Origin of the sequence: Longinema margulisiae, assembly GCF_025266855.1 — a bacterium.
In the GTDB taxonomy this organism is placed as follows: Bacteria; Spirochaetota; Brevinematia; order Brevinematales; family Thermospiraceae; genus Thermospira.
On sequence record NZ_CP053071.1, the window covers coordinates 1,110,019 to 1,123,586 of the forward strand.

Genomic DNA, 13,568 nt, shown 5'->3' on the forward strand with positions numbered 1-13,568 from the left:
ATGATAGCCAATAATATCACAGAACTCATTGGAAAGACTCCTTTGATTCGTCTTTCCCGGATGTGTAGTGAAGCGGAAGTTCTTTTGAAAGCAGAATTTTTCAATCCTCTCTCAAGTGTGAAAGACAGGATAGGGCTTTCTATGATTGAGGCCGCGGAAAAGGAAGGAAAACTCAAGCCGGGAAGTGTGATCATTGAACCAACCAGTGGAAATACCGGCATTGCCTTAGCTTTTATTGCGGCTCAGCGGGGGTATCGGCTTATTCTTGTGATGCCTGATACCATGAGTGTAGAGAGGAGAAAGCTTCTCAAGATCTTTGGGGCTGAGGTGGTGCTTACTCCCGGAGCGGAGGGGATGCGTGGAGCGGTAAACAAGGCCAATGAACTGGCGGAGAAGTATCCCGGAAGCCTGATTCTCCAGCAGTTTGAAAACCCGGCCAATCCGGAGATTCATAGAAAAACAACGGCGGAAGAGATCTGGCAGGATACAGATGGCAAGGTGGATATTTTTGTGGCGGGAGTGGGAACAGGGGGGACACTTACCGGGGTAGGTGAGGTGCTCAAGGCAAGAAACCCTCAGGTGAAGATTGTTGCCGTGGAACCCACCGATTCCCCTGTTCTTTCTGGAGGCAAACCTGGCCCGCATAAAATCCAGGGGATTGGGGCTGGTTTTGTTCCCAAAGTTCTCAATACCTCTATTATTGATGAGATTGTCCAGGTGAGGGCTGAGGATGCTGGCGCTGTTTCCCGTGAGCTTGCCAGAAAAGAGGGTATCCTTGTAGGGATATCGGCGGGGGCGAATGTCTGGGTAGCCCTTCAGTTGGCCAAACGTCCTGAGAATAAAGGAAAAACGATTGTGACCATCGGGTGTGATACCGGTGAAAGGTACCTCAGCACATGGCTTTTCGATGAATAAAAGGAGGCAAAGAATATGAAAGAGCGTTTTGAAACCCTTGCCCTTCATGCGGGGCATACCCTTGACGAAACCCTTTCACGAGCGGTTCCTCTTTATCGTACCACGTCCTACGTATTCAAGAGTAGTGAACATGCCGCTAATCTTTTTGCTCTGAAAGAACCAGGCAATATCTATACCCGTATTATGAACCCTACCACGGATGTTCTTGAAAAGCGAATGGCTATCCTGGAGGGTGGGTTAGGGGCGGTGGCCCTCGCTTCCGGCACCAATGCTATTCATTATGCCATCATCAATCTTGCTCAGCAGGGAGATGAGATTGTTTCCGCAAGCAATCTCTACGGGGGAACCTTTACCATGTTCCATGATATTCTTCCCCAGTTTGGTATTACCACCCGGTTTGTGGATATTCGTCAGCCGGAGAATGTGAGAAAGGCCATTACCCCAAAAACAAAGGCGGTTTTTGTGGAAACCATTGGTAATCCTTCTCTTGATGTTACGGATATTGAGGCGGTGGCAAGGATTGCGCATGAGCATGAGATTCCTCTCATTGTAGATTCTACATTTACCACCCCCTATCTTTTGCGTCCCATTGAGTACGGGGCGGATATTGTGGTCCATTCACTTACCAAGTGGATTGGTGGCCATGGAACAGCTATTGGGGGAATTGTGGTAGATAGCGGGAAGTTTAACTGGAAAAATCCCAAGTTTCCTCTTCTCAATGAGCCTGATCCCAGTTACCACAATCTTCGGTTTGCCCATGATCTGGGGGAGATGAATCCCATGGCGTATATTATGCGTATGCGTCTTGTGCCTCTTCGCAATTTAGGGGGATGTCTTTCCCCGGACAATGCATGGGTATTTTTGCAGGGACTGGAAACCCTGGCTCTTCGTATGGAAAGGCATAGTAGTAATGCCCTTGCCGTGGCCAAGTTCCTGAAAACTCACCCCAAAGTGGCCTGGGTACGATATCCGGGTCTCGAGGATGATCCTACCTATCCTGTGGCCAGACGTTATCTTGCAAAAGGGTTTGGTGGGATGGTGGTTTTTGGTGTGAAGGGCGGAAGAAAGGAAGGCCAGAAATTTATTGAATCTCTCAAGCTCTTTTCTCATCTTGCCAATGTGGGAGATGCGAAGAGTTTGGCTATTCATCCCGCGACTACCACCCATTCCCAGCTTTCGGATGAAGACATGAAAGCGGGAGGGATTACGCCGGATCTTATTCGGCTTTCCATTGGTATTGAGCATATTGAGGATATTCTTTCGGACCTGGATCAGGCTCTTGCAAAGGTGTAGGGGATATGCGGATTGTGGTGAATGGAGAAGAGAGGGAGGTCATTTCTTCCCTCTCCGTGGAAAAGTATATAGAAAGTCTTGGGCTTTCCCTCAAGCGAGTGGTGGTGGAGTATAATGGTGAGGTACTTTCCAAAGAAAAATGGAAAGAGACCGTCCTGAAAGAGGGGGATAAACTAGAAATAGTGCATTTTGTTGGAGGGGGTTGATGCGCATTGGAATAGCTGGTGTGGGTGGTATTGGAAGTAATGTAGCCATGCATCTGGTGAGGGCCGGCATTTCTTTCTTGAAGATAGTGGATTTTGACAAGGTGGACGTTTCCAATCTCAATCGGCAGTTTTATTTTGCGCATCAGGTTGGTCGTCCAAAGGTTTTGATGCTAGTAGAAAACCTGAAAGCCATTCGTCCTGAGGTGGAGATCGAGGTGATAGAAACCTTTTTAGATGAGACAAACATGGAAAAGCTTTTTGCTGATTGTGATTGTATCGTAGAGGGCTTTGACAGGGCTGAGAGCAAGGCACTTCTTTTGAAGACTTTCTGGGGATCGGGAAAATACCTTGTGTCTGCGAATGGGATAGCAGGGAATAAGGTGGAAGCGATACGGATTTATAGACCGAAACCAACGATCGCTATTGTGGGCGATTTTGTTTCAGATGTTGCTCACCATCCTCTCAGTTCGGCAAAGGTCGGGGTTGTGGCGGCTATGATGGCTTCAGTGGTCTTAGAATGGGCGGGTATTTTTGAAGAAAAAAGAAATGAGGAGTAGAGCCGTGCGAAAAATAGAACGCTTTCCTTTTTGGGCGGGACTTTTGGTGGGAGCCGTGGTTCTCTTTGGGGTTCCTGTTGCCCTTTCTTTTGTCTGGAGGTGGTTTACCTGGAATGGGGAAAGCCTTTTTTTAGCCATACCCCTTTTTCAATTTGCAGTGGCTATAAGCCTTTTTTTCCTTTTGAAAGAGGGGAATCTCAGTCGTGAGGTGGCACTTTATCTCCCTGAAAAACCGGGGAAGTTAGTGGCCACGATTGTTTGTTCGTGGCTTTCTCTTCTCATGATGGTCAGCGGAATGGTGTTTTCGTTTCTTGTGGTGTTGAATGCCCTCTCTGGTGGGAGCATGATAGCACAGGCTATGGAGGATATGGTCCATTATCAGGCAAACTATGGTCTTATTTTTGATACTCTTGAGGGGAAAGGCTTTCTTACCAAGCTCTGGCTTTTTGTCAACCTTGTTCTTTTGGTTCCCATGACGGAAGAATGGCTTTTTCGCGGGCTTCTCTACGAAGGGCTCTCTCGTCATCTTTCAAAAGGATGGGCTATTCTTCTTCAGGCTCTTGTTTTTGCTTCTCTTCATCCATGGGGTTTCTATACAGTTCTGTATGTGGCGATAGGGCTTCTGCTTGGCTGGTTCCGGGCCAAATTTTCTTCTCTCTGGCCCGGGATATGGGCTCATCAGTTTCAGAATATGATGGCGTTTTTTTCCTTTCTCATAGGGGGGAGATATATCATGACGCTTGATCCCTCATGGTTTGGAGTGGAGAATCTGTATTCTCTTGTTCCTTTTACCCTTTTGATGGGGGGACTTTCAGTCTTTTTTGTGAGAAAGCTTTTGTCATGGCCCTCTACCACTGCCACTGAAGGCTAAGGGCAAAACGACTCTTTTTTTCGTAGAGAAGAAGACGGGTGGCTACAGAGAATTCTTTTCTCCGGTAGCGAACAAGAAAACACCACACCTCGGTTTTCTCGTAAAACCAGAGACTTTCCATTTCCTGGGATTCTATAGGGGGAAAGGTGAGAGAGATGGGATTCCCCTCAAGAGGGGAAAGCCAGCTATACCAGAGGGTTATATACCATTTCTCCTGTCCAAGGGAGGTTCGCAGATGGTATTCATTTCCCCATTGGTGTTGGTGATGGTGAAGACGGACCTTTGTTTCCCAAAAGAAGGTATCAAAAAGTTTCCCTTCTAAAGAGAGCCCTTCAGAGGAAAAGAGTTGATTGGTTCGATAGTCGAAAGAAAGGGGGATGGCTATCCTTCGAAGGGACACTCTTTCATTTCCTATCGTTTGGGCATAGGCGCCTTCTCCTCCTACCTTGAGGGTGGTATAGGAGGTTTGTTGGTTGGTGTACCATTCTCCTCTTAGGAGGGTTTCCCAGGGGCGAAAATTGGCAAAGAGGCTCACAAGAAGACCGCTTTTTCCTGTTATACCGCGGTAAAGTTCCCCACTGAGAGGTGAAAAAAAGTTTGTTTCTCCATGGTAGAAAACACCTGCGAAGGAGAGTTTTCCTCTGCGGCGAAGCCACCCTATCCAGGCATGTCCTTTTGAAGAGGCTATTTCTCCTCCTGTCTCTATCTTTTGAAAGGTAACTTTGCCAAAAACGCTTCCCATAGAAAGAGGGGTGTTTGTGGCAAGAGTCTGGAAACCCTGGATGCCTATTTTTGTTTCTGAGCTTCCTATGGCAAGCCATCCTCCACCAAGGACCAACTGATTCGAGGACAAAATACCCCCTAAAGAGAATATTTTCCACCACGTTTCCAAGCCTATGCCTCGAAGAATCTCATCATAACGATTGTTGTTCTGGTCTCTTTTGGCGGAATAGGGCCTTGAGAGACCTTTTTCCCAGGGAATCATCTCTGACGGATAGCGAGAGATGATGGAAAAGGTATTCCCAGAGACAAGTCCAGCCCCCTGACGATAGACAAGGTCTCCTATGATGATTTTTCCCCATGAAGGGGAGAAGAATGCTCCCATGATGGCCTGTGTCTGAATGGTAGAAAGGTTTCCCGTGGTTTTTTGTGGTTCGGGGAGAAGAAGGTAAGCCTCAAAAGAGGGAAGGGTGAGCGTGCTTCGATAGAGGAGATTTGAGCCTTCTATTCTGAGGCTGTGGGACCATCTCGTATGGTTGGGAAGAGGAGAAATGGTGATGAAGGGGGCGAGTCGCTGGATCTCTTCTTGTGTCCATCCCAAGGAAAGAAGATCCCGTGGAGAACCAAATCCCTTTTTTTGTCGATAGGCTAAGATTTTTTTGACCTTTCCCTCATCCATTCCGGGAAGAAGGGAGAGAGCCGAGGAAGAAGCCGAATTCAGATCGACAGGATAGAGGAGAAAGTCGGCCAAGTCCGAAGAAGACTCTTCAGGGGGAAGAGGGGGAGGAAGGATGAAGTGGTAGCGAAACCATGAAAGGCTTTCTTCTGGAACACCACAGAGAAGAAGTTCTTCATAAGACCATATCCAGCCATTTTTTTGTCTCCAGGATAAAAGAGAATGGATGAGAGTGCTACTTACTCCATTGGTGCGTAAAATGGCAGCAAGACGGTCCTCGGCAATGGTATTGAGATCAATCGGATGAGCGAATGCCCTGAGGGCGATCAAGCTTATACCCAATGCCACGAAGTGTCTGAAGACACGACCCATAGTTTTTTAACTTCTCCCGCAGATGTTTTATATGGACATCAATGGTTCTATCCATGATGGCCTTTTCGTTATTCCAGAGGCGCTCAATGAGATTTTCCCGGCTAAAAACCTGTCCCGGGTTTTCTACTAAAATAGCCAAAAGGCGGAATTCTGTGGCGGTAAGGGGGACCTCTTCTCCATCGATAGTGGCGTGAAAGCGAGCGGTGTCTAAACGGATACCTTCCCACTGGAGAATAGAAGAAGAGGGGGGTGGGGAGGATTGGTGTCTTCGAAGTACAGCCCGAACACGGCTCACCATTTCTCTTGGGCTGAAAGGCTTGGGGATGTAGTCGTCAGCGCCTAAATCAAGTCCGATAACTCTATCAATCTCTTCTCCCCTGGCACTGATGCAGAGGATACCTATAGAAGGATTTTTTTCCTTGAGCCAGCGAATGAGATCAAGCCCGCTGCGATCGGGCAGCATAATATCTAAAATAACCACATCTGGTTTTTTTGTGGCCTCTTGAAAGCTGCGCATAAACTCTCCGGCGGTAGCAAAACCTCTGCAAGAAAAACCGTTTTCTTCGAGCACGGTTTTTTCTAACTCCCGGATATCAGTCTCATCCTCGACAATCCATACGATCTCTGGCATATACCCCCCTAATGCCGCAAATGGTGTCGTGCTCTTGTCATCTGAGAGAGGAGTCTTTCTACACTTCGGAAATAGTTTTCTTTGCTACTCAATTCTACAAAGTCAAGCCCGAATCTCTGAAAAACAGAGGTATAAAACTCGCGGTAGCGATGGTAGGCAGACTCTCTATTCAAAAGGATGGTTTTATTCTGGAGCGTTTCAATATCCTCAAGAGAAGCCAACATGGGTATGGCGTGGTTCCAGGGCATGAGAAAAGGAAGAGAGGGGTGCTTTTCACTTTCATCATGGATCACAAGAGGGATAACCTCGTGTTTATCACAGAGACGAGAAAGGGCTCTATCATACTCTCCGTCTAAAAAGTCACTGAGAAGGAAAAGGATAGATGGTTTTTTGATGAGGCTTGCCACCTCTTCATACGAATGGGCTAAAGAGGTCCCGCGAAATTGTGGAGGGGCATACCAGATGTCTCGGATAATACGGAGAAGTTGAGAGTAGTTGTGTTTGGCAGGAACAAACTGTTCTACCTTAGTTGTATGAAGGATAAGCCCCACCTTATCCTGGTTGTAGTGGGCAATGAAGCCTAAAAAGGCGGCGACTTCTGCCATGATCTGGCGTTTGGAGATGGTTTCTCCATAGAGGGAGGAGAAACTGATATCCACCACAAAATAAACGGTGAGCTGTCTTTCTTCTACGAATTGTTTTATGTAGGGCTCACGCATTCTCGCTGTCACATTCCAGTCAATATCACGAACGTCGTCTCCATAGCTGTATTCCCGCACATCAGAGAACTCAATGCCTTTGCCTTTGAAAACACTGTGGTATTGATGGGTGAGCTGATCTTTGATGAGTTTTTTTGCACGAATTTCGAGGTGTTTTACTCTCGAGATAATTTGCTGAATAGAATCAGGCAGAAGGGTCGTTTTTGTCATGGGGAATCTCCTGGGTTGAGGATTCCTTGGAAAGGATAGTGGCCTTGGTGTATCTCGCTCCATCCTCGTCGTATTCGCTTTCTTTTTCACCTTTGAAACTCTGGAGCCAGAGGAGAAAAAGCCATACAAACCCTATCAAGAAAAACGGCAACGCCAAAAGAAAAAGAAGGGGCAGGACAACAGAGAGAATAGACAGGAGGGCTATTCCACCCAAGACGAGGGTTGTCCAGAGCCAGAGTTTTTCCCAAAAACGATTCATGGTTTCTCCTTGATGAGTATTATACATCAAGAGAGGAAAGAAAGCAAAAAAAGAAGGGGGCACAGGGAAGAAGGCGATTTCAATAGAGGGAGGAGGGTTTAACTTATCGAAGGGCTGTGGTCGATAAAAAAAATATGAAAAGAGGATTCTGGCTTTTTCTTTTTCTTCTTGCTCTCTCTGGAGCGGGGTTTGCTGAGGTTGTGGGGAAAAGTGTGCGTGGTCGAAAGATTGAAGCCTTTGTGTATGGCCGGGGAAATGAAACCATTCTTTTTGTTGGGGGCATTCATGGAGATGAACGGCAGGGAGTGGAGATACTCAATCGTTTTCGCACTATGATAAAGAAAACCCCTTCGGTCTTAAAAGAGGTGAGAGTTGTTATTGTTCCTAAGGCCAATCCCGATGGTGTGCGGAGGGGGACACGACAAAATGCCCGAGGAGTGGATATCAATAGAAATTTTCCTACAAAGGGGTTTACCACGAATTACCAAAAGAGGGTATATTATCCCGGCAAATTTGCGGCAAGTGAACCAGAAACGAAGGTACTGATGAAACTTATTCAACGTTATAAACCATCTCTTGTGGTGACTCTTCACGCGCAACTCCATTGTATGATGGTGGAAGGAGAGGTGTGGGAAACGGCACGTTATATGCAATATTACAATCATTATCCCTTGGTGAAAGAACTTGGATATGATACACCGGGATCGTTTGGAGAGTACTGCCTTGAGAGGGGTATTTCTATGATTACTGTAGAGGTTCCGAGGCTTCCTGTTGATGCTCTCTGGGAACAGAATAAGAAGGCTCTTCTTGAGGTTCTTCGATATCCTCCGGGAAAATTGGCCAAGGAGAAACTTCTTTTGGAAGGCAAGAAGAATCCTTCTCTTTTTGAGGCTTTGCAACGCCAGGATTGGTATCTATGGAGAGATACCTTTACCAATATGAGCGAGTGGAGAAAACAAGACAAAGAGGGAAATACAGCTCTTCATTATGCGATCAGAAGGAGGGATATTCCTTTGGCTCTCTGGTTGATTGAGAGGGATATTCACCTTACCACGACCAACAGAAAGGGGTGGTCTCCCCTTTTTGAGGCGGCGTATTGGGGTGTAGCGGATGTGGTCAGGAGTCTCTTGAGAAAAGGAGTGCCTGCTGAGATAAGGGATCCTTATGGATGGACACCCCTTATTCTTGCGGCTCAGCAGGGACACAGGGAGGTTGTCAAACTTCTTGTTGAAGCGGGGGCTTGTGTGAATAGTCAGGATATCTATGGGTATTCAGCCCTTATGGAGGCGGTGCGCAGGCAGTATCCTGATATTGTGCAGTATCTTTTAGCAAGGGGGGCGGATCCTCATCAAACCAATCGGTATGGCCAAACAGCAAGTCGCCAGGCTATTTTGGCCCGTTCTACCAATACCCTTGTGCTTTTAGGCGGGGGTCAATAATGACGAGTTGTCCTTTTTAGAATCTGAGACCTTTGCACGAATGTACAAAGGTCTCAAGAAAGTAATAAAAAAACAAAAAGTAGTATAAAAATGTTCCTTTCCATAATAAACAAGCCCATTTTTTTGGATAAAAAAGACAAATAAGCCCTTGTAAACAGAAAAAGCGGGGTTTCAGGGGCGTAGCCCCTGACCCAGATAGGGGGAAAACACCCGTGCAAGGGTCTCAATCTATGGATTTTTATTTCACCAATCGTTCTTTCCAGAGAATTCCCTTGCCAAACCCTGTTTTTCCAAGGGAATAAAAAGCCGCAAAGAGAAGATTGAGAAAGATAACAGGATAGCCAAGAACGGATAACCAGGATTGTTTTCTGTTTCGCATGAATATTCCCCAGGCAGTGAGAAAAACGATCACAGAAAAAAGCGAAGGGGGAAAAGCGAAGAAATGTTTCAGAGTGTGCACAAAAGGCCAGAGAATGGCTGAGGTGATACCAAAGACTAACGCAAGAAAGAGAAAAAGATTTGGTAACGTTTTTTTCAGGAGACCTGCAGTGGGAAGATGAGGAAAAGCAAAAAAAGTTCCTCCCTGGCCGATAATAGGACACAAGGAGGAACCCATGCGTAAAGAATTCACCTTCACTTTGACTATCGACTACCCTGACACAAAACTTGAGACGTTAGTGGTGGTTTTTCTCCAGGCCATCAAAGGAGTGTTTGAGTCATTTGTTCATCAGATTTCTGTAGAAGTGGCAGAAAAAGAAATAAAAGAAGGTCGTATCACCTGTACATGCGGAGAAAAACATCACTTCATATGGAAAACAAAGCATGGAAAAAACACTGTTTTTGTTCTGATGCCCTTTGGAAAGATCACTCTTCCTCAGCTCCAAATTCAATGCAAAAAGTGTGGAAGAAAACTTTTTCTCACAAGATCTCTTCTTGGTGTAGAAAAGCGAAAAAGGCAAATCCTGAAAGATATCTACAGAGTGGCTTTAGCCGGGGCTCTTACCACCTATCGAGTGGCCGCTCGTATTCTTTCCTTCACAGGGTATAAAATAGGTCTTAGCACCCTCTGGAAAAACCTTCAAAATATTGGGAGAAAGATACATTTCAGTATCTCAGAAAAAGAAAAACCCTGTGGAGAAGCCGATGGGACGGGTATTCCTGTTCAGGGCAAGAAAAAAGGAGAAGAAGCTAAAATTCTTTTGCAGGAGAGGCAACAAGCCTCCCCATTGACAGGAAAAAATACAAGAATAGCAGGCCTTCTTGTGGATAATTACCATGCAGGTTGGGACAAACTTCTTAAGCCCATTCAAGAAAAACACTCTTTTTCTCGGTTTTTTCTTGTTGTCGATGGAGATACAGGGATTAACCAGGGCAAACATCCCGGTATCGTTTTTCAACGATGTTTGTGGCATGTAAGTTATCAATTGAAGTATTTTCTTCGTCTTGATAGAGTGAGATATCGTTCTTCTGAGTGGACAAATATTGTCGCTGAAACAGGGAAAGCCTGTTTCTTGGGGTACAAAAATGACTGGCAAACAAGACTTGGTTATCAAAGCGAGCGCAGACAGCATATTCAGAATCTTCTTGACTTATTTCACGAAAAAGGGCGCAAACATTGTTTTTATTATCTTCTTCGTGCTCAAAAAGACATGTTCGCCTGTGACAGTGAAGATGGTTTGCCAAGAACAACCTCAAGGGCAGAACGGCTGATGCGAACCATAAACCAGAGAATGGATGTGGGGGTATGGAAAAGAGAAGGGGCAACCAATGTTCTTGCTGTGCGTTTGCATTACTACTATAATCGTGATGAGGCTATCGATGGTGTCTACTGGCAGGATGTGATATAAAACATAGGGATGGTACGTACTTATTGCCCTGTTTTATGGCCTAAAAAGGGTACTTTCCCCAGAAAAAACTTGTTTATCTAAAATGTTCCCTGTATACTACAGTTGACAAAAATCTTTTGAGCCAGGGGTAACTTCTTTATCCTTTTCTCTCTCTTTCAGGTCTCCTGTTGGAAACGTAATCAAAGATTTTTGGAGATAGCAGGATAAATGACCCTTGCAATCCCAAAAAAACCATGGGCAAAATTATCATACATGCGACATCTTACCACTTCCTTGGCATCGATAAAGATGGACCGGAACCCGTGTTTTTTCACAAGAGAAGAGAGAGCGAGATCTTCTACCGGATGATCCCGGACCTTTTCAAATCCTCCCATGGTTTTGAGGACTTTCCTTTTGAACAAAAGAATTTGTCCAATTGCAAAGGAAAAGAAAGGCCATGAGGTGAGATAGACAAGAGGAAGAGGAAGGAAAAGAATGGTCATCATATAAACAGCGGGAAGAATAAGTTTCTCTCCTGGGCTTTTTGCTTCATGAAGAGCAAAAGCGGAGAGAAAATCAACATTCCATCTTTCCATCTGTCCTACAAGAAACCTGAGAGAATCCTTAGCATGCACCGTATCAGCATCGGTAAACAAAAGGAGATCTCCTTTTGCGGCCTCGTAGAGTTGTTGAGAGGCGTATGGTTTTCCTTTCCATCCCTCAGGGAGTGGTTGTCCGTTGAGGTAGCGAAAACGGGGATGGGAAAGGAATTCTTGAAGAATGTCCTCTGTTTCGTCGGTAGAATTGTCATTGAGAACGATCACTTCGTAATTGGGATAATCCTGCGAGAGAAGAGAGACAAGACACGGACGAATTCGATGAGCTTCGTTTCTGGCGGGAATGAGAACAGAGACCATGGGGTAGGAAGAGGGTTCTTTTTTTCTCGCTGTGAGGCGAAGAAAGATGACATTGATAAGAGTAATAGTAAGAAAAAAGAGATTCACTACCAAGGTACCATCTAACAAAGACCATACCCCCTGTCTCATATTTTCCCTCTTATGGTATTATACAGCGAAGGAGGGGAAGTTGTCTACAGGAAAGAGTGGGCAAGGAGTGGAAAAATGATAAACTCTTTCCATTGAAATTTTCTTTTTATTTTTTTCTCTTTTATTTTTTATGGAGAAACCTCTATTTGCCATGTTTGGAGGGTTGTAGTGGTAAGAGTATAGCCAATCATATGGTAGTTCTTCTGATTTCCAAGAACAATGGCGGTGATGACATCATCCTGATTTTCTTTTCCATATGTTTTGGTCCAGAGGACATTTCCATCATGTCCAAATTTTATTGCCCAACCATCTTTATCTTTTCTTGACGGTGGGATATACCATCCAGCCAAGAGAACACTCCCGTCTTGCAAAAGAATGGCATGGTGTCCCTGATAGAAACCATCGAGGACCTGTTGCCACAGGATGGTTTGAGCTTTTACTCGGATTACAAAAAGTCTCTGGTTATTGGTATTATACCAAAGAGTCAACATGGAACCATCTTCCAGAGGAAAAGAAAGTGAAGAGAAAAAGGCTGGAAGAGGAGAGGACACGGTGGGTTTGGTAAGAGCTTCTTTAGCAATTTTGAGAATAAGAAGTCTCTTTGTTTTTTGTGGTGTTTCTGACCAGCCGATTACCAGGCTATTCTCATTTTTATCTGTGGCTATGCCTGTAAACATGGTATCACCTGGTCCTTCATAGAGGAATTCTCCGCGGATTTCTCCTTTTTCATCAAGAGCAACAACCCAACCCTGTTTGGTTTTTGTGGTTTTTTTCCATCCGGCTCCTTGATAACGGTTGCCCTCTTCAGAGAAAGCAAGAAACTCCTCATCTGCTGAGGTTCCTATATTTTTGTCACCGAGTTTTGTGCCATCAGGGGTGACAAAGAGTACGTATCCATCTTTGTCCCCACCAGAGGTTTCTGTTGAGCCATAGATGACAATGTCGCCCAACGAAGTTTTGAAGATACCTCTCGTCACCTGATCTTTTGGAGAGTCATATATCCTTTCCTGGAGAATATTGCCTTTCTCGTCAATTTTCAATGAAAAAACATCTAATCCATTTCCTGAAATCTCTCCCACCAGCAAAAAACTTCCGTCGTCGAGGCGAATTCCCTCTCTGAGAAGGGGATTTTTCCATGTTTTTTCATATTTCTTTTCCCATAGGACTTGGCCGGTGGAGCTGATTCTTGAAAGAAATGAGTATATCTCGCCAAAATTTGCCCATCCTATGAGAATGACATCTTCTCCGACGGACAAAAGGGAGGTTATTTCCTGAATTTCCGTATCAAACTCTTTTTTCCAGAGGAGTTTTCCCTCGTAATTATAGAGGGCGATCCATTCTCTTCCTGTTCCGAAAAGGTCTCTTCCAACCACCCATATTTTCCCATTCGATAGGGGAAGAATTCGTCTGGCTATTTGCCCACTTATTTGAGTTTGGATGGCGTGAAAAAAGGTTTTCAGGATATTTCCATTGGAGTCAAGATTCATCCAGCAGGCTTTTGGTTCTCGAAACAGTGATGTTTCGGGTTGGTACCCTGCCACCCATATAGCACCGTCTTTTGACCTGACTAAAGAAAGAGCGGCACTTCCTTCAGCTAACATGTTTGTCCACGTTGTTCGGAAAGAAAAACCGAAGTTCCATACCAAGGCAAAGGAAAGAAAAAGACCCCATTCTTTTCTCATGTTTTTCTCCTTCAAAAGAATTATTCATATAAAATAATACCCTCAAAGGGAAAAAATATCAAAAAATGAGTATTTTGGTGTTGGCAAAAGACACAAAAACCTCTTTTTTGTTCCCTTTCTTCTTCATAGAAAGTTCTTTTGTTGCT

The 13,568-nt window shown here is 45.0% G+C and carries 14 protein-coding genes; 7 read left to right on the top strand and 7 right to left on the bottom strand.

Annotated elements, in window-relative coordinates:
* From cysK to BREVNS_RS05040, 5 genes are read left to right on the top strand one after another with little or no spacing between them, the layout of a single operon-like run.
* Window positions 1-915: a cysteine synthase A gene (cysK, locus tag BREVNS_RS05020; RefSeq protein WP_483427953.1), complete on the top strand. Its 915-nt coding sequence runs from the start codon at window positions 1-3 to the stop codon at window positions 913-915.
* Window positions 916-930: 15 nt separating this feature from the next.
* Window positions 931-2,208 carry an O-acetylhomoserine aminocarboxypropyltransferase/cysteine synthase family protein gene (locus BREVNS_RS05025; RefSeq protein ID WP_483427954.1) on the top strand — a complete coding sequence of 426 codons (1,278 nt, stop codon included), beginning with the start codon at window positions 931-933 and terminating at the stop codon, window positions 2,206-2,208.
* A 5-nt stretch (window positions 2,209-2,213) separates the two neighbouring features.
* On the top strand, window positions 2,214-2,414 hold the full coding sequence (thiS, locus tag BREVNS_RS05030) for a sulfur carrier protein ThiS (RefSeq protein ID WP_483427955.1): 201 nt from the start codon (window positions 2,214-2,216) through the stop codon (window positions 2,412-2,414).
* A complete protein-coding gene (gene thiF / locus BREVNS_RS05035) occupies window positions 2,414-2,971 on the top strand; it encodes a sulfur carrier protein ThiS adenylyltransferase ThiF (protein ID WP_483427956.1) in 558 nt (185 codons plus the stop codon). Before thiS ends, thiF begins: the two co-directional genes overlap by 1 nt.
* Before the next feature lie 4 nt (window positions 2,972-2,975).
* Complete coding sequence (locus tag BREVNS_RS05040; protein WP_483427957.1) at window positions 2,976-3,842, top strand: lysostaphin resistance A-like protein; 867 nt, start codon at window positions 2,976-2,978, stop codon at window positions 3,840-3,842.
* Here BREVNS_RS05040 and BREVNS_RS05045 read toward each other — a convergent pair.
* The 4 genes from BREVNS_RS05045 to BREVNS_RS05060 are packed head-to-tail and all read right to left on the bottom strand — an operon-like array spanning window position 3,820 to window position 7,429.
* Entirely contained in the window at window positions 3,820-5,610 is a 1,791-nt protein-coding gene (locus tag BREVNS_RS05045) for a helix-hairpin-helix domain-containing protein (protein WP_483427958.1), read from the bottom strand. The two genes, BREVNS_RS05040 and BREVNS_RS05045, sit on opposite strands and share 23 nt — an antisense overlap.
* Window positions 5,534-6,241, bottom strand: coding sequence for a response regulator transcription factor (locus BREVNS_RS05050; protein WP_483427959.1), 708 nt, complete (start codon window positions 6,239-6,241; stop codon window positions 5,534-5,536). Before BREVNS_RS05050 ends, BREVNS_RS05045 begins: the two co-directional genes overlap by 77 nt.
* 8 nt (window positions 6,242-6,249) lie before the next feature.
* Complete coding sequence (locus tag BREVNS_RS05055; protein WP_483427960.1) at window positions 6,250-7,170, bottom strand: DUF58 domain-containing protein; 921 nt, start codon at window positions 7,168-7,170, stop codon at window positions 6,250-6,252.
* Window positions 7,145-7,429: a hypothetical protein gene (locus tag BREVNS_RS05060; protein WP_483427961.1), complete on the bottom strand. Its 285-nt coding sequence runs from the start codon at window positions 7,427-7,429 to the stop codon at window positions 7,145-7,147. The genes BREVNS_RS05055 and BREVNS_RS05060 overlap by 26 nt, the downstream gene beginning before the upstream one ends.
* A gap of 134 nt (window positions 7,430-7,563) precedes the next feature.
* Here BREVNS_RS05060 and BREVNS_RS05065 point away from each other — a divergent pair, with 134 nt between their 5' ends.
* Window positions 7,564-8,868 carry an ankyrin repeat domain-containing protein gene (locus BREVNS_RS05065; RefSeq protein WP_483427962.1) on the top strand — a complete coding sequence of 435 codons (1,305 nt, stop codon included), beginning with the start codon at window positions 7,564-7,566 and terminating at the stop codon, window positions 8,866-8,868.
* Between the two features lie 238 nt (window positions 8,869-9,106).
* Here BREVNS_RS05065 and BREVNS_RS05070 read toward each other — a convergent pair whose 3' ends face one another.
* The gene (locus BREVNS_RS05070) at window positions 9,107-9,484 is read right to left on the bottom strand and encodes a hypothetical protein (protein WP_483427963.1); all 378 of its coding nucleotides are present in this window, start codon (window positions 9,482-9,484) and stop codon (window positions 9,107-9,109) included.
* Here BREVNS_RS05070 and BREVNS_RS05075 point away from each other — a divergent pair.
* Window positions 9,483-10,715: a hypothetical protein gene (locus BREVNS_RS05075; protein WP_483426599.1), complete on the top strand. Its 1,233-nt coding sequence runs from the start codon at window positions 9,483-9,485 to the stop codon at window positions 10,713-10,715. The two genes, BREVNS_RS05070 and BREVNS_RS05075, sit on opposite strands and share 2 nt — an antisense overlap.
* A gap of 179 nt (window positions 10,716-10,894) precedes the next feature.
* On the opposite strand, the gene BREVNS_RS05080 is transcribed toward BREVNS_RS05075, so the two are convergent.
* On the bottom strand, window positions 10,895-11,740 hold the full coding sequence (locus tag BREVNS_RS05080; protein ID WP_483427964.1) for a glycosyltransferase family 2 protein: 846 nt from the start codon (window positions 11,738-11,740) through the stop codon (window positions 10,895-10,897).
* Window positions 11,741-11,868: 128 nt separating this feature from the next.
* Window positions 11,869-13,422, bottom strand: coding sequence for a hypothetical protein (locus BREVNS_RS05085; protein ID WP_483427965.1), 1,554 nt, complete (start codon window positions 13,420-13,422; stop codon window positions 11,869-11,871).
* Window positions 13,423-13,568 lie beyond the last annotated feature (146 nt).

Coding starts and splice junctions, on each gene's coding strand:
- thiS (WP_483427955.1), top strand. CDS start 2,214: ATGCGGATTGTGGTGAATGGAGAAGAGAGGGAGGTCATTTCTTCCCTC.
- BREVNS_RS05075 (WP_483426599.1), top strand. CDS start 9,483: ATGCGTAAAGAATTCACCTTCACTTTGACTATCGACTACCCTGACACA.
- BREVNS_RS05065 (WP_483427962.1), top strand. CDS start 7,564: ATGAAAAGAGGATTCTGGCTTTTTCTTTTTCTTCTTGCTCTCTCTGGA.
- BREVNS_RS05045 (WP_483427958.1), bottom strand. CDS start 5,610: ATGGGTCGTGTCTTCAGACACTTCGTGGCATTGGGTATAAGCTTGATC.
- BREVNS_RS05055 (WP_483427960.1), bottom strand. CDS start 7,170: ATGACAAAAACGACCCTTCTGCCTGATTCTATTCAGCAAATTATCTCG.
- BREVNS_RS05070 (WP_483427963.1), bottom strand. CDS start 9,484: ATGGGTTCCTCCTTGTGTCCTATTATCGGCCAGGGAGGAACTTTTTTT.
- cysK (WP_483427953.1), top strand. CDS start 1: ATGATAGCCAATAATATCACAGAACTCATTGGAAAGACTCCTTTGATT.
- BREVNS_RS05080 (WP_483427964.1), bottom strand. CDS start 11,740: ATGAGACAGGGGGTATGGTCTTTGTTAGATGGTACCTTGGTAGTGAAT.
- BREVNS_RS05050 (WP_483427959.1), bottom strand. CDS start 6,241: ATGCCAGAGATCGTATGGATTGTCGAGGATGAGACTGATATCCGGGAG.
- BREVNS_RS05085 (WP_483427965.1), bottom strand. CDS start 13,422: ATGAGAAAAGAATGGGGTCTTTTTCTTTCCTTTGCCTTGGTATGGAAC.
- BREVNS_RS05025 (WP_483427954.1), top strand. CDS start 931: ATGAAAGAGCGTTTTGAAACCCTTGCCCTTCATGCGGGGCATACCCTT.
- thiF (WP_483427956.1), top strand. CDS start 2,414: ATGCGCATTGGAATAGCTGGTGTGGGTGGTATTGGAAGTAATGTAGCC.
- BREVNS_RS05060 (WP_483427961.1), bottom strand. CDS start 7,429: ATGAATCGTTTTTGGGAAAAACTCTGGCTCTGGACAACCCTCGTCTTG.